We start from the raw sequence: 20,410 nt of genomic DNA, 5'->3' as shown, positions 1-20,410 counted from the left end.
CTTTTGCAGCACCTTGTTACTTTCAGGGTTACGAGGACGCTTCATGCAAAGTAATGTCTCCACGCACGGCATGGCCGTTGCGCCCCACCATCTCGCCAGCCAGAGCGCGCTGGCGGTGCTACGCGAAGGCGGCAGCGCGATAGAGGCAATGGTCGCCGCGGCGGCCACCATTGCCGTGGTTTATCCGCACATGAACGGGCTGGGCGGCGATGGCTTCTGGCTCATCGTGCCGCCGGAAGGCGAACCTGTCGCCATTGATGCCAGCGGCGCGGCGGGATCGCTGGCAACGCTCGCCGCCTACGACGGGCTGGCGCATATTCCCCATCGCGGGCCCCGTGCGGCGCTGACCGTCGCCGGTACGGTGAGCGGCTGGGACGAGGCGCTGAAGGTTTCCCGCGAGATGACCGGCAAGGCGCTGCCGCTGGCTCGCCTGCTGGCCGACGCCATTGACTATGCGCAGAACGGCACCCCGGTCACGGCCTCTCAGGCCCATGCCACGGCCAGTAAATTCGACGAACTGAAGGCCATCCCCGGCTTCGCGGAAACCTGGCTGGTGGACGGTAAGCCGCCGCAGGTCGGGAGCCGGTTTTACCAGCCCGCCATGGCCACAACGTTGACGCGTTTGGTGGAAGACGGTCTGGACAGCTTTTATCGCGGCCCGCTGGCGAACGTACTGGCGCACGGCATGGAGACGCTGGGCCTGCCCGTGACGCTGGCCGATTTACACGCGCATTCTTCCCGGCGCACTGCGCCGCTGAGGCTGCAGCATCAGCAGGGGGAGATCTTTAACCACGCCCCGCCGACGCAGGGGCTGGTCTCGCTGGCGATACTCGGCATCACCGATTGTCTGAACATGGCGGAGGCCGACGATGCCGACACCATTCACCGCATCGTTGAAGCCACCAAACTGGCCTTTGGCCTGCGCGATGCCCACATCACCGACCCGCGCGAGCTGAAAACCGATGTTCAGAAACTGCTGGATCCCGCCGCTCTGCAGGCGCTTGCCAACAGGGTTGACGATAGCCGCGCCGCGCCGTGGGGCACCGGAAAAGGCCCCGGCGATACGGTGTGGATGGGGGTAATGGATAACAGCGGGCTCGCCGTGTCGTTTATCCAGAGTATCTATCACGAGTTCGGCAGCGGCGTGGTGCTGCCCGACACCGGCATCGTCTGGCAGAACCGGGGCGCATCGTTCAGCCTCGATCCCAATCATCTTCTGGCCCTCGCGCCGGGCAAGCAGCCCTTCCATACCCTGAACCCGGCGGCGGCGCGTCTTAAGGATGGGCGAGTGATGGTCTACGGATCGATGGGCGGTGACGGACAGCCGCAAACCCAGGCTGCGCTCTTTACCCGCTACGCGATTCAGGGCGTGCCTTTACAGGAAAGCATTTCCCGCCCGCGCTGGCTGCTGGGTCGCACCTGGGGACAAACCTCGGACACATTAAAACTTGAAGGGAGCTTTAGCGCTGAGACGGTCTCGCAGCTCCGCGCGCGGGGACATGAGGTAGAAATGTTCCCGGACTTCAGTGAAGCGATGGGCCACGCGGGCGCGATTGTCCGCCACCCCAACGGGCTGTTCGAAGGGGCATTTGACCCGCGCAGCAACGGCGCGGCCGCCGGATTCTGAGGAGAAAACAATGACGACACAACAGCCCGACTGGCATGCGTATCTTGCGCAAATGGAGTCCGTGCTCGGCCTGACGCTGGACGATGCCCGCCGCGCCGAGCTGCAGTTGCAGTTCAGCCGCATAGCCGCCCTGGCCGCCCCGCTGATGGCGCTGCCGCTCGATGACCGTCTGGAGATCGCAGGAGTATACAAAGCATGAGGCTACACGAGATGAGTATCAGCGCGCTCCAGCATGCGCTGAGCGCAGGCGAGCTGAGCGCTCGCGAGATTGCTCGCCAGACGCTGGAGGCAATTGCGCGCGTTAACCCGCAGATCAACGCCTGGACCGCCGTGACGGAAGAACGCATGCTCGCCGAAGCCGAGAGCATCGACACCCTGCGCCGCGAGAAGCGCTCCCTGCCGCCGCTGGCGGGCGTGCCCTACGCGGTAAAAAATCTGTTCGACGTTGCCGGTCACACCACCCTCGCCGGGGCAGAGCTGTTCAGCCAGCGCCCCGCCGCGGCCGCTGACAGCTTCGCAGTGCACCAGCTGCGCAGCGCGGGTGGGCTGCTGACCGGGATGGTGAATATGGACGCCTACGCCTACGGCTTCACGACCGAAAACAGCCACTACGGCACGACGCGTAACCCGCACGATCTGGCGCGCATTGCGGGCGGGTCGTCAGGTGGTTCAGCCGCCGCAGTGGCCGCCGGGCTGGTGCACTTTTCGCTCGGCACCGACACCAACGGCTCGATTCGCGTTCCGGCCTCCCTGTGCGGCATCTATGGCCTGAAGCCCACCTTTGGCCGCCTGTCGCGATCCGGCAGCCATCCGTTTGTCGCGAGCCTGGATCATATCGGTCCCTTTGCCCGCCGCGTGTGCGACCTGGCGTCCGTGTATGACGCGCTGCAGGGGCGGGACAGCAGCGACGGTTTTCAGGCAGAGAGCTCGCGCGAGCAGACGCGCCCCCTGCTTGAGCGCGGGCTTGACGGCCTGCGCTGCGCGGTGCTCGGCGGCTATTTCACCACCTGGTGCGACGCGGATGCCAGAGACGCCGTGGCGCGGGTGGCGAAGGCGCTCGACGTGCAGGATGAGCTGCAGTTTCCGGACGCCGAGCTGGCGCGCTCGGCAGCGTTTATCATCAGCGCCTCCGAAGGGGGAAACCAGTACCTGCCTGCGCTTCGCCGCGAGCCCGAGCGTTTTGAGCCGCATTCCCGCGAACGGCTGCTGGCCGGGGCGATGATCCCCTCCGCCTGGTATATACAGGCCCAGCGGTTTCGCGCACACGCCCGGCAGGCGTTTAAAACCCTCTTCGCGCAGGCCGACGTGCTGATCGCGCCGGCAACGCCGCGCAGTGCGACGCTCGCGGGTGAGCAGACCATGGAGATTAACGGCCAGCCGCTCCCCATTCGCGCCAGCATGGGGATGCTGACCCAGCCGATATCCTTTTTGGGCCTGCCCGTGACCACCGTTCCGCTGCGCACCGCCCAGGGTGCGCCGATTGGCCTGCAGCTGATTGCCGCGCCGTTTAACGAGCAGGCGTGCCTGCGCGTCGCGCGCGTGCTGGAAGAGAGTGGGATCGCCGATGCCCGCCCGGCGGAGGTGGCCGCATGATGAATCACGATGATATTAACCTGCCGTGGGTGGTTGCCGAAGTGACCGCCGCGTTTTACCGCTATGAAGACGCGCTGGTCAGCAACAACGTTGCGGTGCTGGACGAGCTGTTCTGGCACGACAAAAACACGGTGCGTCTGGGGGCGGGTGAAAACCTGTACGGGATTGATGAAATCCGCGCCTTTCGCGCGGCGCGCCCGTCCGCCGGGTTACAGCGAACGTTGCGCCACACCGTCATCACCACCTTCGGCGAGGATTATGCCGTATGCAGCACCGAGTTTACCCGGGAGGGCACGGAACGCATTGGCCGTCAGCAGCAGACGTGGGTGCGGTTTGCCTACGGGTGGCGCATCGTGGCGGCGCAGGTGAGTTTGATGGCATAGTCGTAGGCCGGGTAAGGCGCAGCCGCCACCCGGCAAAACACGGCACAATTATTTCTGAAACGGATGTACCTCCCGCCAGTGCTCCGCAATCTGCTGGCGGGTACAGACCCACACCCGCTCGTGCTGCTGCACGTAATCAAGAAACCGCTGCAGCGCGCGAAAACGCCCCGGACGCCCGAGCAGGCGGCAGTGCATGCCGATGGACATCATCTTCGGCGCGCTTTCCCCCTCTTCGTACAGCACGTCAAAACTGTCCTTCAGATACGTATAAAACTGCTCGGCGGTATTAAACCCCTGAGCGGTGGCGAAGCGCATGTCGTTTGCATCCAGCGTGTAGGGCACAATCAGGTGCGGTTTGCGGGTGCCGTCGCTACAGGCCACTTCCGTCCAGAAGGGTAAGTCGTCGCCGTAGTAGTCGCTGTCGTAGTCGAAGCCGCCATGCTCCACCACCAGCTGACGCGTGTTGGGGCTGTCGCGCCCGGTGTACCAGCCGGTTGGCGGCTTGCCGAAGAGGTCGGTCAACACCTGCACCGCTTTGTGCAGGTGTTCGCGCTCCTGTTGGATATCCATGTGCTGATAGTGTATCCAGCGCCAGCCGTGGCTCACCACGTCGTAATCCGCACCCTTGATTGCCTCGACGATCTCCGGGTGACGCGCCAGCGCCATCGCCACGCCAAAGACCGTCAGCGGCAGGCCGCGCTTTTGAAATTCATTGTGGATCCGCCAGAACCCGGCGCGGCTGCCGTATTCGTAGAGGGAGTCCATCGACATGTGTTTATCCGGGTAGCTGGCCGCGCCGATGATGTCCGACAGGAATTGCTCGGAACCGGCATCGCCGTGCAGAACGTGGTTTTCCGCCCCTTCCTCATAATTGAGCACAAACTGCACGGCGATGCGCGCCTGATTCGGCCACCGCGCGTGCGGCGGGTTGCCTGCGTAACCGCGCAGATCCCGCGGGTAATCCTGTTCAAAAAGCGCCATTACGTCTCCCCTCACCTTCAAAATGGATTCAATGCCTGAAACTGTCCGCTTAACGCTTTTTTCTCCGGGAAGGCCAGATCCCCGTGCTTGCTGGTCGACAGCCCCAGCGCCACCAGCGATTCCACCATCTTCACCGCCGCGCTGACGCCGTCGATAACCGGCACGCGCAGCTCTCGGGTCAGCTCCTGCGCCAGCGTCGCCATGCCGCCGCAGCCCAGCACGATGGCGCCACAGCCATCCTCTTTCAGCGCCTGTATACAGCGCGCGCGCACTTTCTCCTGCGCCAGACCAGAGCCGTCCTCCAGCGCCAGCACCGGGAGATCGATAGCGTGCAGCGCCGCGCAGCGATCCTGAAAGCCATACTGGTGCAGCAGATGACGGGCAATAATCAGCGTGCGCGGCAGCGTGGTAACCACCGAAAAGCGCGTCGCCACCAGCGTCGCCATATGCATGGCGGCTTCCGCAATCCCTACCACCGGCCCCTGCGCCAGCTCGCGCGCCGCCAGCAGGCCCGGATCGCCAAAGCAGGCGATGACGTGACCATCCACGCCCTGCTCTCTGCCGAGCTTGACCTGTTCGAGAACGCCCACGGCGGCGATGGCTTCATCAAAGTGACCCTCTATAGACGGCACGCCCGCGCTCGGGCAGACCGCGAGGATCTCCGTCCCCGGTGCCGCCACCGCGCGGGCCGCCGCGCCGATGGTTTCCGTCATCGCGAGGCTGGTGTTAGGGTTGATCACTTGTATACAGACAGAGGACATTACGACTCCTTGTGGCCGGCAAACAGCCGGGCAAAATCAGGCAGGCACTCGCCCGCCCGCTCGAAGCAGAGGCTGGCGACGATATGTTCAAAATGGTGCATTAAGGCATCGCTGAGCGGCTGGAGCGCCTTCTGGCGCAGCAGATCCACAAGCTGTTCGTGATCGTTGCAGCGACAGCCCTGCCGCCACGGCGCGCCCCAGGTGGCAATCACCAGCGACGAGCGCTGGCTCAGGCCGGTCACCATCTCCGTCAGCACCTGGTTGCCGGAGATCGCCTGCAGCTGAATGTGGAAATTGGCAGAGTGGCGGATCGCCGCCGGGCCGTCGTACGCCTCGTGCGCCTGCTGCTCCTGACGAATAATGGCCTCCAGCGCGGCAAGGTGCGGCGGCTGACAGCGGGCCAGCACGTCCGGCAGGTTGGCCACCTCCAGCAGGGCGCGGGTGCGGAAGATATGCTGCGCCTCTTCCACCGTCGGGCTGGCAACGTGTGCACCACGTTTGGGCGTTAAGGTGACCATTTGCACAGCCGCGAGTCGCTGCAGCACCTTACGGATGCCCGTGCGGCTTACGCCAAACACCTCGGCCAGCGCCTCTTCCGGCAGTTTGCTCCCCGGCAGCAGCTGATGTTCGACAATCGCGGTCATCAGAGCCTGAAAGATCGATTCATCTTTGTCATGCAGGTCTGGCGCGGTCTGCAGGGCGTTCATGTTGTTCATTCACCACTCCGTCTTTTACTCTTCGTTATCGAATCGTATACATAAAAATAAAATATTGCATACAAGATTTATTATTTTGGCCTGGATCCTGCAATACCGTCTGCACTCCCACTCAACGGGTTTTCATTCACAGGAGCAGGTTTCATGCCAAACAGTCAAAACGCGCAGCAGGGTACGGCCGCTGATTCCGGTGCGGTTTACAGCCCACGTCTTTGCAATGAGGATCTGGCACCGACGCGTGACCAGAACTGGAGCTGGTACAACATTTTTTCGTTCTGGATGTCGGACGTCCACAGCATGGGGGGTTATGTTGTCGCCGCGAGCTTCTTTACGCTCGGACTGGCAAGCTGGCAGGTGCTGCTTTGCCTGCTGGTGGGGATTTGCATCGTGCAGCTGTGCGCCAACCTGGTGGCCAAACCGAGCCAGATGGCGGGCGTGCCTTATGCGGTGATAAGCCGTCAGGCGTTTGGCGTCTTCGGGGCCAATATTCCGGCGGTAATCCGCGGGCTGATTGCCTTCGCGTGGTATGGCATTCAGACCTATCTGGCCGCCAACGCCCTGATGCTGGTGGCGCTGAAGTTCTGGCCGTCGCTCTCTTCGCTTACTACCGGCGCGTTCCTGGGCCTGTCGCATCTGGGCTGGATCTGCTTTGCCATCATGTGGGTACTGCAGGCGATGGTCTTCTGGCACGGCATGAGCGCCATCAAGCGCTTTATTGATATCGCCGGTCCGGCGGTCTACGTGGTGATGCTGGCCCTTGCAGGCTGGATTGTATACAAGACCGGCTTTGACGGCATTTCCTTCACCCTCGCCAGCAAATCCCTGAGCGCGGGCGAGCAGACCTGGCAGATGATCACCGCGACCGCGCTGGTGGTTTCTTACTTCTCCGGCCCGCTGCTCAACTTTGGCGACTTCTCCCGCTACGGCAAAAGCATGGGCGAGATCCGCCGCGGCAACCGCTGGGGCCTGCCGTTTAACTTCCTGCTGTTCTCCATCGTCACCGTGGTCATTGTCTCCGGCACACAGTCGCTGTTTGGCCGCATGATCACCGACCCGATCGAGACCGTCAGCCGCGTGGGCAACGATCTGGCCGTGGCGATTGGTCTGCTGACGATGATCACCGCCACCATCGGGATCAACATCGTCGCGAACTTCGTCTCCCCGGCATTTGATTTCTCTAACTGTTCGCCGCAAAAAATCAGCTTCCGCACCGGGGGGATGATTGCAGCCGTCGGCTCGATCCTGCTCACCCCGTGGAACCTGTTCAACTCGCCGGAGCTTATCCACTACACCCTGGATGTGCTCGGGGCGTTCATCGGCCCGCTGTTCGGCATTCTGATTGCCGACTTCTACCTGATTAAACGCGGCAAAGTGTCGGTCGACGATCTGTTCGACGACACGCCAAAGGGCAAATACTGGTACCGCAACGGCTTTAATCCGAAAGCCATTGGCGCGCTGATCCCATCCGTTGCCGTGGGACTGGTGATTAGCTTTATTCCGGCCCTGCATGAGGTGGCGAACTTTAGCTGGTTCATCGGCGTCTTCCTCGGCGGCGTGACCTATCGCTGGCTGGCGCGGGAAGATCGCGAGACGGCAGGCGCGACGTCGTTCAGCTCCCGCGTGGCGACGCAAAAAGAGTAACCCCTCCCTCTGGCCGCAGCTTATCTGCGGCCCGTTCATTCTGGCACCGTTCTTGCTGGGCCTTATCACCCCGCTACGCAAATACGAAGGCAGGAACCATGATGGATTACCAGACAGCGATCCGCGGTGCATTTTTTGATATTGCCCAGGTCAGCCACAGCGCAGACGCGATTGCCCAACACGCGCGCTACCTTGAGGACGGGCTGCTGTTTATACAGAGCGGGAAAATCCTGGCGCAGATGCCGTGGCAGGAGGGCGAGCAGTATCTTGACCCCCACAAGGGCTACACCGACCTGCGCGGCAGGCTGCTGCTGCCCGGTTTTGTCGACACCCACGTCCATTACCCGCAAACGGAGATGATCGGCGCCTTTGGCGAACAGCTGCTGGAGTGGCTGACCACCTACACTTTCCCGGTGGAGAGCCAGTTTGCCGATGAAGCCTACGCGAAAGAGATCGCCGAATTTTTCATTCAGCAACTGGTGAGCAACGGCACCACCACCGCGCTGGTGTTTTGCACGCTGCATCCGGAATCGGTCGAGGCGCTGTTTACCGAAGCCCTGCGCCTCAATATGCGCCTTATCGCCGGAAAGGTAATGATGGACAGACACGCGCCGGACTACCTGAGCGAAGACGCGAAGCAGAGCTACCGGCAGACGCGGGAGCTGATTCAGCGCTGGCACCACCGGGGGCGGCTGGGCTATGCCATTACGCCGCGCTTTGCCCCGACCTCATCACCCGAGCTGCTTGCCGCGGCCAGCCTGCTCAGAGAGGAGTTCCCGGATACCTGGCTGCAGACCCACCTGAGCGAAAACCCCAACGAAGTGGCCTTGGTAAGCGACCTCTGGCCGGAACATGAGCGCTATCTGGACGTGTATCACCACTACGGCCTGACCGGCGAGCGCAGCGTGTTTGCCCACGCGATCCATCTTCACCACAGCGAGTGGCAGTGCCTGCACGACACCGGTTCGGCGGTGGCGTTTTGCCCCACCTCTAACCTGTTTCTCGGCAGCGGGCTGTTTCGCCTGCCCGCCTGCTGGCAGCACAAGGTGCGGATGGGCATCGGCACCGACGTCGGCGCGGGCACCACCTTCAGCATGCTGCGCACCCTGGGGGAAGCCTACAAGGTCGGCCAGCTTCAGAGCTACCGCCTGCGCGCCAGCGAGGCGTTTTACCACGCCACGCTGGGCGGCGCGCACGCCCTCAGGCTCGACGATAAGATTGGCAACTTCGCACCCGGCAAAGAGGCGGATTTCGTGGTTATCGATCCTGACGTGACGCCGCTGCAGCGCCTGCGTAATCGCCGCTGTCAGGATATCTACGAGCAGCTTTTCGTGCTGATGACCCTGGGCGACGAGCGCAACATCAGCGAGACCTGGGTTAACGGCGAGCGGGTATGGTCAACTGCCCCGGTAGGTTGACCACCCGCCGGGCGCAATCACAAACGGCAGGTGGAAGTGCTCGCCTGCCGTTTCTCCCGTCACAAAATCAATTTGCGCGCAGGGGTAGAGCGTGTCGCGACCGGTTTCGCTAAACCACGCGCCGATCTCCGCCACCAGCCGATAGCGGCCTTTTGGCAGGAAAGGGACAAATTCGGTGATGCGACCCTTTACGTTGGTCACGCCCGTCGCAATGATTTCACCCTCCCGTTCGAGATGAACCGTCACGCCCTCTGCGGGTTGGCCCGTCGAGATATCCAGAATATGGGTGCTGAGTGTGCTCATTCGCTAATGACTCCTTCCAGACGTAGTAACGTAATTTCCCGCAGCTGTTCAAGTGCTGCCCGAACTTCCTGCGCATCGCTGTTTTCAAGCCGCGCGTGCAGCGCCTGTAAAATGTCTTCGCCGCTGCGGCCCTTCGCGCGGATGAGAAAGACGCGCCCGAAGCGAGCTTCGTAGCGGGCATTCCCCTCGCGCAGCGCCTGAGCAAGGTCAGCATCGCCTTCATTCACCGCGCCCTGCTCCTGGCGCGACAGCGCCGCCTCCGCCTGTGAGCCCGCCGGCTTTTCCCCGATGCGTGGATGGGCGCTCAGGGCCTGCGCCAGCGCCGCGTCGTCCCAGACTTGCGTCAGCGCTTTCGCCGTACTGAACAATTCGTCCCGGTTGGCGTAGGGCCGCCCCAGAGCCAGCGCGTCGGCCCAGCCGGGGAGAGCCACGCAAGGGTGAATCAGCGCTAACGCCTTTTCGTGGGGAAGATGATTGAACTCGTGCAGTGCGATCATAGCGTCTCCTTTATTGTCATCCTCGGGGCTCTTGCACAAACCACGCCATTCTGAGCGCAGGTGTGAAACAGTCGATTCCGTATAGCTCAACAGGAAATTATTGATTCATAAAAAGGCACCTTCACCGCGTTTGCGCACCTTAGCAGTGCAAACTCACCGCTCACAACGCCGTTTTCGCCACTCTGCAGCCTGGTACGCAAATTGCTGAATGTTTTTACACCCTGCAAAAGGAGAGAAGCATGAAAGCAATCGTTATTGGTGCGGGAATTGGCGGCCTGAGCGCCGCCGTCGCGCTGAAGAAAGCGGGCATCGACTGTACCGTGTTTGAAGCCGTAAGAGAGATCAGGCCCGTCGGGGCGGCCATCTCCATCTGGCCTAACGGCGTGAAATGCATGCAGCACCTCGGCATGGGCGACATCATCGAGACTTACGGCGGTCCGATGCGTTTTATGGCCTACAAAGATTACCGGCGCGGCGAGACCCTGACCCGCTTTAGCCTTGCCCCGCTGGTTGAGCGTACCGGAGGGCGTCCCTGCCCCGTCTCGCGCGCAGAACTCCAGCGCGAAATGCTGGACTTCTGGGGCCGCGACAGGGTGCAGTTCGGCAAGCGTGTGGAACACGTTCATGAAGACGACGCGGGCGTGAGCGTGACCTTTACCGATGGCAGCACCGCAACAGGCGATTTTCTGATTGCCGCCGACGGCAGCCACTCGGCGGTTCGTCCGTACGTGCTGGGATACACCCCGGAGCGCCGCTACGCCGGGTACGTGAACTGGAACGGGCTGGTGAAGATTGATGAAGAGATTGCCCCGGCGCACCAGTGGACCACCTTCGTTGGCGAAGGCAAACGCGTGTCGCTGATGCCCGTCTCCGGCGGTCGTTTCTACTTCTTTTTTGACGTGCCGCTGCCCGCAGGCCTGGCAGAGGATCGCACCACCCTGCGCGCCGATCTCACGGGCTACTTCCGCGGCTGGGCGCCGCCGGTGCAGACGCTTATCGCGGCGCTGGATCCCGAGACCACCAACCGCATTGAAATCCACGACATTGAGCCGTTCGACAGGCTGGTGCGCGGCAACGTCGCGCTGCTCGGCGATGCCGCGCACAGCACCACGCCGGATATTGGCCAGGGCGGCTGTGCGGCGATGGAAGATGCCGTGGTGCTGGGGGAATGCCTGCGTGAAAACCACAGCATTACGCTGGCGCTGCGGCAGTACGAAGCGCTGCGCTGCGACCGGGTGCGCGACCTGGTGCTGAAGGCGCGTAAACGCTGCGACGTCACCCACGGGAAAGACATGGCGTTGACGCAGGCCTGGTATCAGGAGCTCAAAGAGGAGACCGGCGAGCGCATCATTAACGGTCTGTGCGAGACCATTCAGGGCGGCCCGTTAGGCTGAACGTAAGAGGGATAACGATGAAAAGAGAACCGACTCCACCCGCCCACTGCACGTTTGAGCCAGAAGACTGGCTGCGCCTGGCGAAATGCTGGCATCCGGTCGCGCGCGCCTGCGACATCGGCCCGGCGCCGGTCAAAGCGACCCTGCTGGATGAACAGCTGGTGATTTACCGGATCCACGACCAGGTCGTGGTTGCCCGTGACGTCTGCCCGCACCGCGGCGTGCCGCTGACGCTCGGCTTTCACGACGAACACGGGGTTATCTGCCCCTATCACGGCTTACGCTTTGGGGAGGACGGGCGCTGCAACCGTATTCCGTCCAGCCCCGACCAGCCCGTTCCGGCGAAGCTGAACCTGATCAACTACGCCGCGGAGGAGCGCTTCGGCCTGATCTGGACCTGTCTGGCCTTTGACCCGGACAATCCTGCGCCGCTACCCACCATGCCGCACTGGGATGACGCAGGCTTTCAGCAGATCAACTGCCCGGCGTTTGAGGTGAATGGCTTCGCCGGGCGACAGGTGGAGGGGTTTCTGGACGTGGCGCACTTTGCGTGGATCCACACTGATACCTTTGCCGATCCCAATAATCAGCTTGTGCCCGCCTATCAGCCACAGGAGACGCCGTTCGGCTTCGTGGCGGATTACTGGAGCTCCGTGAGCAACTATCCCGCCGGTTCACCCGTGCAGGTGCCAGAAGGGTTCCAGTGGCTGCGCCATTTTGAAATGCATCTGCCGTTTACCGCCACTCTGACGATTCATTTTCCGGGAGAGTCGAGACTGGTGATCATGAACGCCGCGTCGCCCGTGTCATCGCGCGTGACCCGCATGTTCGCCCCTATTGCGCGCAACCTTGACCTGCATATTCCCGTGGAAGACGTGCATGCCTTTAACCTGCGCATCTTCGAAGAGGATCGCCTGATGGTGGAAACCCAGCGTCCAGAAAGCCTGCCGCTGGACCTGACGCTGGAAGCCCATATTCCCGCTGACAAAAGCTCAATAGCCTACCGTCGGGGACTGAAAAAAATGGGCTTTGGCGAGTTTTTCCTGGTATGACGGAGGCCGATATGCTGAGCGTGATTGTTGACGGGCTGTGGCGCGAGGGCGACAAAAGCCTCGCCGTCAGGCTGGTGTCTGAAGACGGTAAAGCACTGCCGACGTGGCAGCCCGGCGCGCACATTGATGTGCATCTGCCCTGCGGCGTGGTGCGCCAGTATTCACTGACCGGGGCCTGTGAGGAAGAGAGCTATCTTATCTGCGTGGGGCGGGAAACCGCCTCGCGCGGCGGGTCGCGCTACGTTCACGAGACGCTGCGTCCCGGGCAGAAGCTGATGATTTCCGCCCCGCGCAATCTGTTTCCGCTTGGTCAGGCAGAGCGGGTTTTGCTGCTGGCGGCAGGAATTGGCATTACGCCGCTGTATGCGATGGCCCTGCAGCTGAAGGCGACCGGAACGCCGTTTACACTGCATTATTACGTCAGAAACCGCGAAAGCGCGGCGTTTGCGCGCGGGCTCTCGCAGTGCGGTGAGTGCATCATTCATACTGCCAGCCCGCGCACAGCGCTGGGTGAGCATCTTCCGGTGCCGGAGGTGGGATTTCATGCCTGGGTGTGTGGGCCAACGGGTTTTATGGAAAAAGTGCGTGAGGTAGCCACAGCGAAGGGATGGGATAACGCCCATCTTCACAGCGAGGCGTTTCAGCCCGCGCCCCCTGCCACAAACGACGTCGCGGGCGAGATCTTTACGGTTAAACTGGCCTCCACCGGCGAGCGCTGGCCGGTGCCTGCGGATAAAACTATCGCCCAGGTATTGCAGGAAAACGGTGTAGACGTGCCGCTGTCGTGTGAAATGGGGATTTGCGGCGCGTGCCTGACGCCGGTGATTGACGGCGTGGTGGATCACCGGGATAGCGTGCAGTCGGAGGCGGAAAAAGGCGCGCCGGACCAGCAGGTGGCGCTGTGCTGTTCCCGAAGCCATTCCGGGGAACTGGTGATTGCGCTGTAAAACGAAAAAACCCTGCGATATTGCTATCGCAGGGTTTTCGAATTTGGCGGAAGCGTAGAGATTCGAACTCTAGAACCCTTTCGGGTCGCCGGTTTTCAAGACCGGTGCCTTCAACCGCTCGGCCACGCTTCCAAAGTGAGGCGCACTATAAACACCTATTAGCGCCTTGTAAAGCAGGAATTTTTCTATTTCTCTATGCCTGCGCAAAACTCATTCATCCGAGGTGTAAAACGTAAGGCCCGTTCCCCCACAGCCAGCGGGTGTATGGCTGCCTTTAACGGTAATGAAACCTTCTACTTCCAGTATTTCTCCTACACTTTAAAGGTTCTACCGGTACGGTGAACGTGAAAAGCCGGATCGATTAGGGCGATGAGGGTGCGAGCCTTTCAGCCTGCGATCATGTTGCCTTTAACTGAGGAGTTTGCGGTATGGCATTCGTAACAACGAAAGATGGCGTCAACATTTTCTACAAAGACTGGGGGCCAAAAGAGGCGCAACCCATTGTTTTCCACCACGGCTGGCCTTTGAGTGCCGATGACTGGGATAACCAGATGCTCTTCTTTCTTGCGGAAGGCTATCGCGTTATCGCTATCGACCGTCGTGGCCATGGGCGTTCGGATCAGGTGAGTGAAGGCCACGATATGGATCATTATGCCTCCGATGCGTCGGCCGTGGTTGAAAGCCTGGACCTGCGCAACGCCGTGCACGTTGGCCACTCCACCGGCGGCGGCCAGGTCGCTCGCTATGTTGCACAGTACGGACAACCGCAGGGGCGCGTCGCCAAAGCGGTGCTCGTCAGCGCCGTCCCGCCTCTGATGGTAAAAACGGACGCTAACCCCGGTGGGACGCCCATCGAGGTTTTCGACGGCTTCCGCAAAGCGCTGGCGGCTAACCGCGCCCAGTTTTACCTCGACGTCGCCAGCGGTCCTTTCTACGGCTTTAATCGGGACGGGGCCGACGTTTCGCAGGGCACCATTCAGAACTGGTGGCGCCAGGGAATGATCGGAAGTGCCAAGGCTCACTATGAGGGAATTAAGGCGTTTTCAGAGACCGACCAGACGGAGGATTTAAAAGCCATCACGGTTCCCGTACTGGTGCTGCAGGGCGACGACGATCAGGTCGTACCGTATAAAAATGCCTCTCTACTGCAGGACAAGCTGCTGGCGAACAGCGTACTGAAAGTTTATCCGGGCTTCCCACACGGGATGCATACCACCCATGCGGATACTATCAACGCGGACATTCTGGCCTTTATCCGCTCTTAGACGTTACCTTTCTTGTTTCTTGCCGGGTGGCGCTGCGCTTTCCCGGCCTACATTTCGCACGATCCACCGTCGGCCAACGCCACCCAAGGGTGGCGTTGTTTATTCCGTTTAACGATTATCCAGCTCGGCGCGAACGTTGTTCAGCCCGGTGGTATTGATGCGATAAGGCTGCCCGTTCACGGAACGGATCAGCTTTTTAGTGCGGAGTTTTTTAAAGACGTTAAGCGTGCAGTCGCTCAGCACCAGCCCTTCACGGGTGTAGCACTCAACGGACGTGACGCGGCCAGAACTGTCGCGGACGTGCACAATACGTCCACCTTTGGCGAGAACATGTAAGGTTCGTTGTTCCTGACGGGATAAATTCATACTGGAAAACCTGTGTAATCATCATGCGTAAAAACGAGCCCACACCCGCAGGTGCGTGCGTAAGGTTTAAGCGCAGCGATAACCAGTCCGTCTTGAAAAGAGCGGGAAACTGATTATCTGATGAAAACATTCTCCAGCATCAAAGCCTCGGTGAGAGATGAAAAGATATTTACGGTGTGAATGATAACGCCTGATTTTTACAGGGAAATAGCGGGAGGTTAAAAGTGTGAAGTGGATCGATCCGTGAAATCGTCTTTAGTCAGTTTTACTGCCAGACTGGAGCACCTTACTGACAATGACTGGAGCTTTTTTATGCCTGATAACTATACCGTGGTTGAAACCGTCCCCACTGCAGAGACTTTTTGCCGCCTGCGCGAAATTTCGGGCCTTAGCCCTCGCCCGCTGGAGGCGGCACGAAAAGCGCTGCCCGGCAGCTGTTATGGCATGCATATTCTGTGTGAGGGTAAACCAGTGGGTATGGGGCGAATCGTGGGGGACGGTGCGTTGAATTTCGATATTGTCGACGTCGCCGTTGATCCCCTTTATCAGGGGAAAGGGCTTGGCAGAGTCATTATGGAAACGCTTGTTGCCTGGCTGGATAACCATGCCTGCAAAGGTGCCTACGTTTGTTTAATGGCGGATGTGCCTGAGCTTTATGCAAAATTTGGTTTTACGCTCGTTCGCCCGGCAAGCGAAGGAATGGCCAGAATCTGGTGAAGGGCAAATCCGCGCTAAAACAATAAAGAAAAACCCCAGGTTGACGAGCAACCTGGGGTTTATATTTGGCGGAAGCGTAGAGATTCGAACTCTAGAACCCTTTCGGGTCGCCGGTTTTCAAGACCGGTGCCTTCAACCGCTCGGCCACGCTTCCTAAGTGAGGCGAACTATAAACACCTCTCTGCATGCTGTAAAGAGCCACGGCATTCGTTCGCTTTAAAAATAGCCAATACGCGTTTAATCGGTTGAATTGACAACGTATTGGCCATTTTCTCAGCACAACATGCAGCGTTCAGGCTTAGTGCTTCTTGATGTACATATCTTTGGTGTAGTAGTACCCCAGCTTATCCGGCGTGAATCCGCCCACCCACGGTTTCACCAGGTGTGTACGCACGTAGTGATAGACCGGGATCGCAGGCACGTCGCGCCCTAAAAGATCCTCTGCCTGCTGGTAGAATTTGCCGCGCTCTTCCGGCGTTTTCGCTTTCGCCGCGTTGACTAACGCCTGGTCATACTCCGGGTTGCTGTACTGGCTGGTGTTTTCACTGTCTCCGGTACGGTAGTTGTTGAGGAACGTCGCCGCATCATCGTAATCCGCAATCCAGGCGTAGCGCACCACGTCAAAGTTGTGGGTGTGCATGGTATCCAGCATGGTTTTCCACTCCTGATTTTGCAGCTTCGCCTCCACGCCGAGATTTTTCTTCCACATTGAACTGGCCGCGATGGCAATGCGCTGGTGCGATTCAGACGTGTTGTAGAGCAGACTAAAGCGCAGCGGGTGGCTGGCGTTAAAACCGGCTTCGTCCAGCAGTTTTTTGGCTTCGGCAATGCGTTTTTCCATCGGCCAGCTGGCGTAATCCGGGTTTTTTAGCGTGATACCGCCGATATCCGGCTGGCTGACGAGCCACGCCGGGCGCTGCCCCTGCCCTAACACTTTCTCCGCGATGATGTCTTTATCCAGCGCCATGTTCAGCGCCCTACGCACGCGGGCATCATTAAACGGCGGACGGGTGGTATTGAACTCATACCAGTACGTGGCAAGCTGTGGAGAAACATCCAGTTCGCTGCCCAGCGTTTTCTTGAGCTGCGCAAACTGATTGATCGGCACCGTATAAACGATGTCGATTTCACCGGCCTTATAGCGGTTCACATCCGAGGCTTCAGAGGTGATGGGCAGGTACGTCACCTTATTGATAACGGTATGCGGGTTATCCCAGTAGCGCGGGTTGCGTTCGGCCACAATGCGCTCGTTGACCACCCACTGCGACAGTTTATAAGCACCGCTGCTGACGAAATGCTCGGGTTTGGTCCATTTATCACCGAAACGCCCAATCAGCACTTTATCCACCGGCACCAGCGAAGGGTGCGCCAGCATCGCCAGGAAAGCGGCATTTGGCTGGGTGAGCGTGACTTCAAGCGTAGTGTCGTTGATGGCTTTCACGCCCAGTTTATCGGGCGCTTGTTTACCCTGCGCAATCTCTGCGGCGTTGATGATGTGCATGTTGCCCGGATAGCTGGCGTACGGCGAAGCGGTTTTAGGGTCGACCAGACGCTGCCAGCTCCAGACCACATCTTCTGCAGTAATGGGGGTGCCGTCGCTCCAGGTGATGCCAGGACGCAGATGGAACGTCCAGACGGTGTTGTCTTTGTTCTCCCATTTCTCCGCCAGCCGCGGCTGGATATCACCGTTCGGAGAAACGCTGACCAGCCCTTCGAATAAATCGCTGATAATATTGAATTCGACATCGCTTTCGACTTTATGCGGGTCAAGCGATGAGGGTTCACTGCCGTTGTTCCTGACCAGTTCCTGCTTCTCTGCCAGTTGCGTTCCTGCCGGCACGTTAGCCGCCCAGCTTGCCGTGCTGGTGCACAGTATGGCCGCGGTTAACAAAGAGAGTGTAAAGTTAGTGCGTGTTTGTGGTTTCATGTCCTTCGCCTTATTGTCTGTTTTATGACGATCCGGGAATAACTCTTAGCGCCCGCATTGAAATAAGGCAATATTTTTCAGTAACCTATAAGAGGTTGATCTGAATAAAATTCGTAATCCGCTGTTCATCCTGTGGGAAATGATTTTCGCAGAAGAAATAACCAGCATCAGCGCTAACGTGCTGAGTAAAGATGGGTAAAACCACTTTGAGACTGGCGCGCCGTTTCCTATTCTTGCCGTTAATTACATCTGTCATAAGAGAGTGACTCATGGATCGTATAATTACATCTTCACGCGACCGCACATCGCTACTCAGTACCCACAAGGTGCTGCGCAATACCTATTTCATGCTTAGCCTGACGCTGGCATTTTCGGCGATAACTGCCACCGCCAGCACCGTGCTGATGCTGCCGTCTCCGGGGCTGATCCTGACGCTGGTGGGGATGTATGGCCTGATGTTCCTGACCTACAAAACTGCTGACAAACCGGTTGGTATTCTGTCTGCGTTTGCCTTCACTGGCTTCCTGGGCTACATCCTGGGGCCGATGCTGAATGCGTATCTGTCTGCCGGGATGGGCGACCTTATCGGTATGGCGCTGGGCGGTACCGCGCTGGTGTTCTTCTGCTGCTCGGCCTACGTGCTGACTACCCGTAAGGACATGTCCTTCCTCGGCGGTATGCTGATGGCAGGCGTCGTGGTCGTGCTGGTGGGTATGGTGGCAAACATCTTCCTGCAGCTGCCTGCCCTGCACCTGGCAATTAGCGCCGTGTTTATTCTGATTTCTTCAGGTGCCATCCTGTTTGAAACCAGCAACATCATTCGCGGCGGTGAGACGAACTATATCCGCGCTACCGTGAGCCTGTATGTGTCGCTGTACAATATCTTCGTCAGTCTGTTGAGCATCCTGGGCTTCGCCAGCCGCGATTAAAGCCACAGAGCTATGTAAACCTGGCCCCGCTTATGCGGGGCTTTGTTTTTTGATACACTGCTGCGGTTTTTGACTGATGCGTGAATGATTATGTTGAGTTTTGAAGGCAAAGAGATCGAGACCGATAACGACGGTTATCTCAAAGAGAGTGGCCAGTGGAGCGAAGCGCTGGCAGCGGTGATTGCGGAGAAAGAGGGTATCGTCCTTTCCCCCGAACACTGGGAAGTGGTGCGTTTCGTGCGCGAGTTCTATCTCGAATTCAACACCTCTCCGGCTATTCGTATGCTGGTCAAAGCCATGGCCAATAAATTCGGCGAAGAGAAAGGTAACAGCCGTTATCTGTATCGCCTGTTTCCAAAGGGCCCGGCAAAACAGGCAACAAAGATTGCCGGCCTGCCTAAGCCGGTGAAGTGCATTTAATAGCGAATACCGAAGTTAACGTACTCCCGACCGGGTTGATGCGGTTCCGTTAAGACCTTATCAACCCGCGCACTTCGCGGCCCGCCCGCTTTCAGCCACGCCAGCAGCTTCTCAACCTGTTCTTCTTCACCACAGGCCAGTACCTCTACGCTGCCGTCGTCCATGTTACGTGCATATCCCGTTAACCCTAGCTGTACGGCTTCGCGCTGGGTACTGTAGCGGAAGCCGACCCCCTGAACGACGCCGTGAACCCAGGCGATGGTGCACACGTTTGACATCGCTATTCTCCTTATCCGTCCGGAGCGCTGCCCGCCCCTCTTTCTACTCGAATTCAAAGAATAGCAAATTATGCCGGTTTTTAAATCGTCTCAGAATATGGTATCAAAATAACAGGATAAACAGATGAATTTTAGGAAAAACCTATGCCACCATCAGATTATTTCTTCGAAAAACTGGAAACGAAAGCCGGGTTAAATTACATATTACGCGCACAGGAAAAAGTGCCTGAAGGTGGAATGTACATCAAGCCCCATATGCATCTCGAACATGAAATAATGTGGTTTTACAAAGCCAGAGGCAGCTATAGTATTGGCCGTGAAAAATTCGCCCTTCAGAATAATACTCTTGTCTATGTTAGCCCCCTCACGCTGCATGATATGGAACTGGATTTTACGGCAGACCATGAACGTTTTATCTTACAATATGATCATACTGCGCTCAGCAATCTGAAATATCCAGTACCCGCCCTGGAATCACATACAGGTGTCGTTTCCTGCCTGGAGAAAAAAGATGCAGAAAGATTACAATTTATTTTCAAATGGTTCTCAGAAGTCAATGAGACGGCCTATTCTGAAAAAGAAATTAAGCCGTTAATGATTTTGTTACTCAGCACCGTTCTGCAGCATGCCGAAAACGCAACCAAAATCGCCACAGAGACGGATCATCAATCCATCTTTGCGGTTATTATCTCTTTTGTGATCAACCTGGAAACGCAAACCTCATTTACGATGAGTTTGAACGAAGCCGCTGAATCGGTCGGACTCTCACCTAGTCATTTTTCCAGAACGTTTAAAAAAATTATGCAGGTGAGTTTTAAGGAATATCTTCTGCGAAAGAAAATCGCCCTGTCAATACAGCTGTTGCGTAATACAGAACTTAGCATCACCGACATTGCTTACAAATGTGAGTTTACAGATGCTGCGTACTATTGCTTCCAGTTCAGAAGGGTTATTGGCGTTACACCTAAAAAATTCAGGAACAGCAATCTGACATCAGAACAGTTAAAAACCGGTCATAACGTGCAGCTTTAAGCGTAAAACCGCGTCGTTGATAAAACTGTGATCGGCACAAATCTACCTGCGCAAAAAAATTATATAAAAGCACCTTTCTCATACATTTTTTTATGCTCTTAATATTTATCTTTTAACCTGAGACTGGCCACTCATTTCGGATTCGTACTCATCCTGATTAAAA

Annotated in this window: 21 protein-coding genes, 2 tRNA genes and 1 pseudogene; 14 read left to right on the top strand and 10 right to left on the bottom strand. The window is 58.5% G+C overall.

From position 1 onward, the window contains the following. Nucleotides 1-43 precede the first annotated feature (43 nt). The 4 genes from hpxW to hpxZ are packed head-to-tail and all read left to right on the top strand — an operon-like array spanning nt 44 to nt 3,603. A complete protein-coding gene (gene hpxW / locus KW829_RS08305; RefSeq protein ID WP_218308001.1) occupies nt 44-1,627 on the top strand; it encodes an oxamate amidohydrolase in 1,584 nt (527 codons plus the stop codon). Between the two features lie 10 nt (nt 1,628-1,637). Next, nucleotides 1,638-1,826, top strand: coding sequence for an oxalurate catabolism protein HpxX (gene hpxX / locus KW829_RS08300; RefSeq protein WP_218308000.1), 189 nt, complete (start codon nt 1,638-1,640; stop codon nt 1,824-1,826). Further along, on the top strand, nt 1,823-3,220 hold the full coding sequence (locus tag KW829_RS08295) for an AtzE family amidohydrolase (RefSeq protein ID WP_218307999.1): 1,398 nt from the start codon (nt 1,823-1,825) through the stop codon (nt 3,218-3,220). Before hpxX ends, KW829_RS08295 begins: the two co-directional genes overlap by 4 nt. Beyond that, nucleotides 3,217-3,603, top strand: a complete 387-nt coding sequence (gene hpxZ / locus KW829_RS08290) for an oxalurate catabolism protein HpxZ (RefSeq protein ID WP_089598394.1) — start codon at nt 3,217-3,219, stop codon at nt 3,601-3,603. The genes KW829_RS08295 and hpxZ overlap by 4 nt, the downstream gene beginning before the upstream one ends. A gap of 48 nt (nt 3,604-3,651) precedes the next feature. Here the strand turns inward: hpxZ and puuE are convergent, their stop codons facing one another. From puuE to KW829_RS08275, 3 genes and pseudogenes are all read right to left on the bottom strand, one after another. Beyond that, nucleotides 3,652-4,551, bottom strand: a complete 900-nt coding sequence (puuE, locus tag KW829_RS08285; RefSeq protein WP_249420876.1) for an allantoinase PuuE — start codon at nt 4,549-4,551, stop codon at nt 3,652-3,654. Continuing rightward, nucleotides 4,469-5,345: pseudogene (gene hpxA, locus KW829_RS08280) on the bottom strand (allantoin racemase). The gene puuE and the pseudogene hpxA overlap by 83 nt, the downstream one beginning before the upstream one ends. Next, nucleotides 5,345-6,061 carry a GntR family transcriptional regulator gene (locus tag KW829_RS08275; protein ID WP_218307998.1) on the bottom strand — a complete coding sequence of 239 codons (717 nt, stop codon included), beginning with the start codon at nt 6,059-6,061 and terminating at the stop codon, nt 5,345-5,347. The pseudogene hpxA and the gene KW829_RS08275 overlap by 1 nt, the downstream one beginning before the upstream one ends. Nucleotides 6,062-6,205: 144 nt before the next feature. Here KW829_RS08275 and KW829_RS08270 point away from each other — a divergent pair, with 144 nt between their 5' ends. Continuing rightward, nucleotides 6,206-7,702, top strand: coding sequence for an NCS1 family nucleobase:cation symporter-1 (locus KW829_RS08270; RefSeq protein WP_029741848.1), 1,497 nt, complete (start codon nt 6,206-6,208; stop codon nt 7,700-7,702). Nucleotides 7,703-7,803: 101 nt separating this feature from the next. Next, the gene (gene guaD / locus KW829_RS08265; protein WP_218307997.1) at nt 7,804-9,120 is read left to right on the top strand and encodes a guanine deaminase; all 1,317 of its coding nucleotides are present in this window, start codon (nt 7,804-7,806) and stop codon (nt 9,118-9,120) included. Here the strand turns inward: guaD and uraH are convergent. Beyond that, nucleotides 9,100-9,423 carry a hydroxyisourate hydrolase gene (gene uraH / locus KW829_RS08260; protein ID WP_218307996.1) on the bottom strand — a complete coding sequence of 108 codons (324 nt, stop codon included), beginning with the start codon at nt 9,421-9,423 and terminating at the stop codon, nt 9,100-9,102. The two genes, guaD and uraH, sit on opposite strands and share 21 nt — an antisense overlap. Continuing rightward, nucleotides 9,420-9,920, bottom strand: coding sequence for a 2-oxo-4-hydroxy-4-carboxy-5-ureidoimidazoline decarboxylase (gene uraD, locus KW829_RS08255; RefSeq protein WP_218307995.1), 501 nt, complete (start codon nt 9,918-9,920; stop codon nt 9,420-9,422). Before uraD ends, uraH begins: the two co-directional genes overlap by 4 nt. Before the next feature lie 239 nt (nt 9,921-10,159). Here uraD and hpxO point away from each other — a divergent pair, with 239 nt between their 5' ends. From hpxO to KW829_RS08240, 3 genes are read left to right on the top strand one after another with little or no spacing between them, the layout of a single operon-like run. Further along, nucleotides 10,160-11,314 carry an FAD-dependent urate hydroxylase HpxO gene (hpxO, locus tag KW829_RS08250; protein WP_218307994.1) on the top strand — a complete coding sequence of 385 codons (1,155 nt, stop codon included), beginning with the start codon at nt 10,160-10,162 and terminating at the stop codon, nt 11,312-11,314. A 17-nt stretch (nt 11,315-11,331) separates the two neighbouring features. Further along, a complete protein-coding gene (hpxD, locus tag KW829_RS08245) occupies nt 11,332-12,366 on the top strand; it encodes a molybdenum cofactor-independent xanthine hydroxylase subunit HpxD (protein ID WP_218307993.1) in 1,035 nt (344 codons plus the stop codon). A gap of 11 nt (nt 12,367-12,377) precedes the next feature. Next, nucleotides 12,378-13,313 (top strand): PDR/VanB family oxidoreductase, encoded by a 936-nt coding sequence (locus KW829_RS08240; protein ID WP_256350519.1) that lies wholly within the window; start codon nt 12,378-12,380, stop codon nt 13,311-13,313. A gap of 44 nt (nt 13,314-13,357) precedes the next feature. Here the strand turns inward: KW829_RS08240 and KW829_RS08235 are convergent. Continuing rightward, a tRNA-Ser gene (locus KW829_RS08235) sits at nt 13,358-13,445 on the bottom strand. A gap of 296 nt (nt 13,446-13,741) precedes the next feature. On the opposite strand from KW829_RS08235, the gene KW829_RS08230 reads away from it, so the two are divergent. After that, complete coding sequence (locus KW829_RS08230) at nt 13,742-14,578, top strand: alpha/beta fold hydrolase (RefSeq protein WP_218307991.1); 837 nt, start codon at nt 13,742-13,744, stop codon at nt 14,576-14,578. A 108-nt stretch (nt 14,579-14,686) separates the two neighbouring features. Here KW829_RS08230 and KW829_RS08225 read toward each other — a convergent pair whose 3' ends face one another. Beyond that, nucleotides 14,687-14,944 (bottom strand): YjhX family toxin, encoded by a 258-nt coding sequence (locus KW829_RS08225; RefSeq protein ID WP_028019199.1) that lies wholly within the window; start codon nt 14,942-14,944, stop codon nt 14,687-14,689. Between the two features lie 312 nt (nt 14,945-15,256). Between KW829_RS08225 and KW829_RS08220 the strand changes: the two genes are divergently transcribed. Beyond that, nucleotides 15,257-15,661: a GNAT family N-acetyltransferase gene (locus KW829_RS08220; protein ID WP_218307990.1), complete on the top strand. Its 405-nt coding sequence runs from the start codon at nt 15,257-15,259 to the stop codon at nt 15,659-15,661. 66 nt (nt 15,662-15,727) lie between these two features. On the opposite strand, the gene KW829_RS08215 is transcribed toward KW829_RS08220, so the two are convergent. Together KW829_RS08215 and KW829_RS08210 are read right to left on the bottom strand one after the other, a co-directional pair. Beyond that, nucleotides 15,728-15,815: transfer RNA gene (locus KW829_RS08215), tRNA-Ser, on the bottom strand. A 144-nt stretch (nt 15,816-15,959) separates the two neighbouring features. Further along, a complete protein-coding gene (locus tag KW829_RS08210) occupies nt 15,960-17,588 on the bottom strand; it encodes an ABC transporter substrate-binding protein (RefSeq protein ID WP_010429388.1) in 1,629 nt (542 codons plus the stop codon). A gap of 269 nt (nt 17,589-17,857) precedes the next feature. Between KW829_RS08210 and yccA the strand changes: the two genes are divergently transcribed. Both yccA and tusE read left to right on the top strand, forming a co-directional pair. Beyond that, entirely contained in the window at nt 17,858-18,517 is a 660-nt protein-coding gene (gene yccA / locus KW829_RS08205) for an FtsH protease modulator YccA (RefSeq protein WP_023335168.1), read from the top strand. Nucleotides 18,518-18,607: 90 nt separating this feature from the next. After that, a complete protein-coding gene (tusE, locus tag KW829_RS08200) occupies nt 18,608-18,937 on the top strand; it encodes a sulfurtransferase TusE (RefSeq protein ID WP_010429378.1) in 330 nt (109 codons plus the stop codon). On the opposite strand, the gene yccX is transcribed toward tusE, so the two are convergent. Further along, nucleotides 18,934-19,215 carry an acylphosphatase gene (gene yccX / locus KW829_RS08195; protein WP_126816803.1) on the bottom strand — a complete coding sequence of 94 codons (282 nt, stop codon included), beginning with the start codon at nt 19,213-19,215 and terminating at the stop codon, nt 18,934-18,936. The genes tusE and yccX overlap by 4 nt on opposite strands. 144 nt (nt 19,216-19,359) lie before the next feature. On the opposite strand from yccX, the gene KW829_RS08190 reads away from it, so the two are divergent. Then, nucleotides 19,360-20,247, top strand: coding sequence for an AraC family transcriptional regulator (locus tag KW829_RS08190; protein ID WP_010429372.1), 888 nt, complete (start codon nt 19,360-19,362; stop codon nt 20,245-20,247). The last annotated feature ends 163 nt before the right edge of the window (nt 20,248-20,410 follow it).

Source organism: Enterobacter sp. ENT02 (genome assembly GCF_019219165.1).
Classification (GTDB): domain Bacteria; phylum Pseudomonadota; class Gammaproteobacteria; order Enterobacterales; family Enterobacteriaceae; genus Enterobacter; species Enterobacter mori.
Note: the sequence above shows the minus strand (reverse complement) of the source record. Positions and strands in the feature narration are given on the sequence as shown.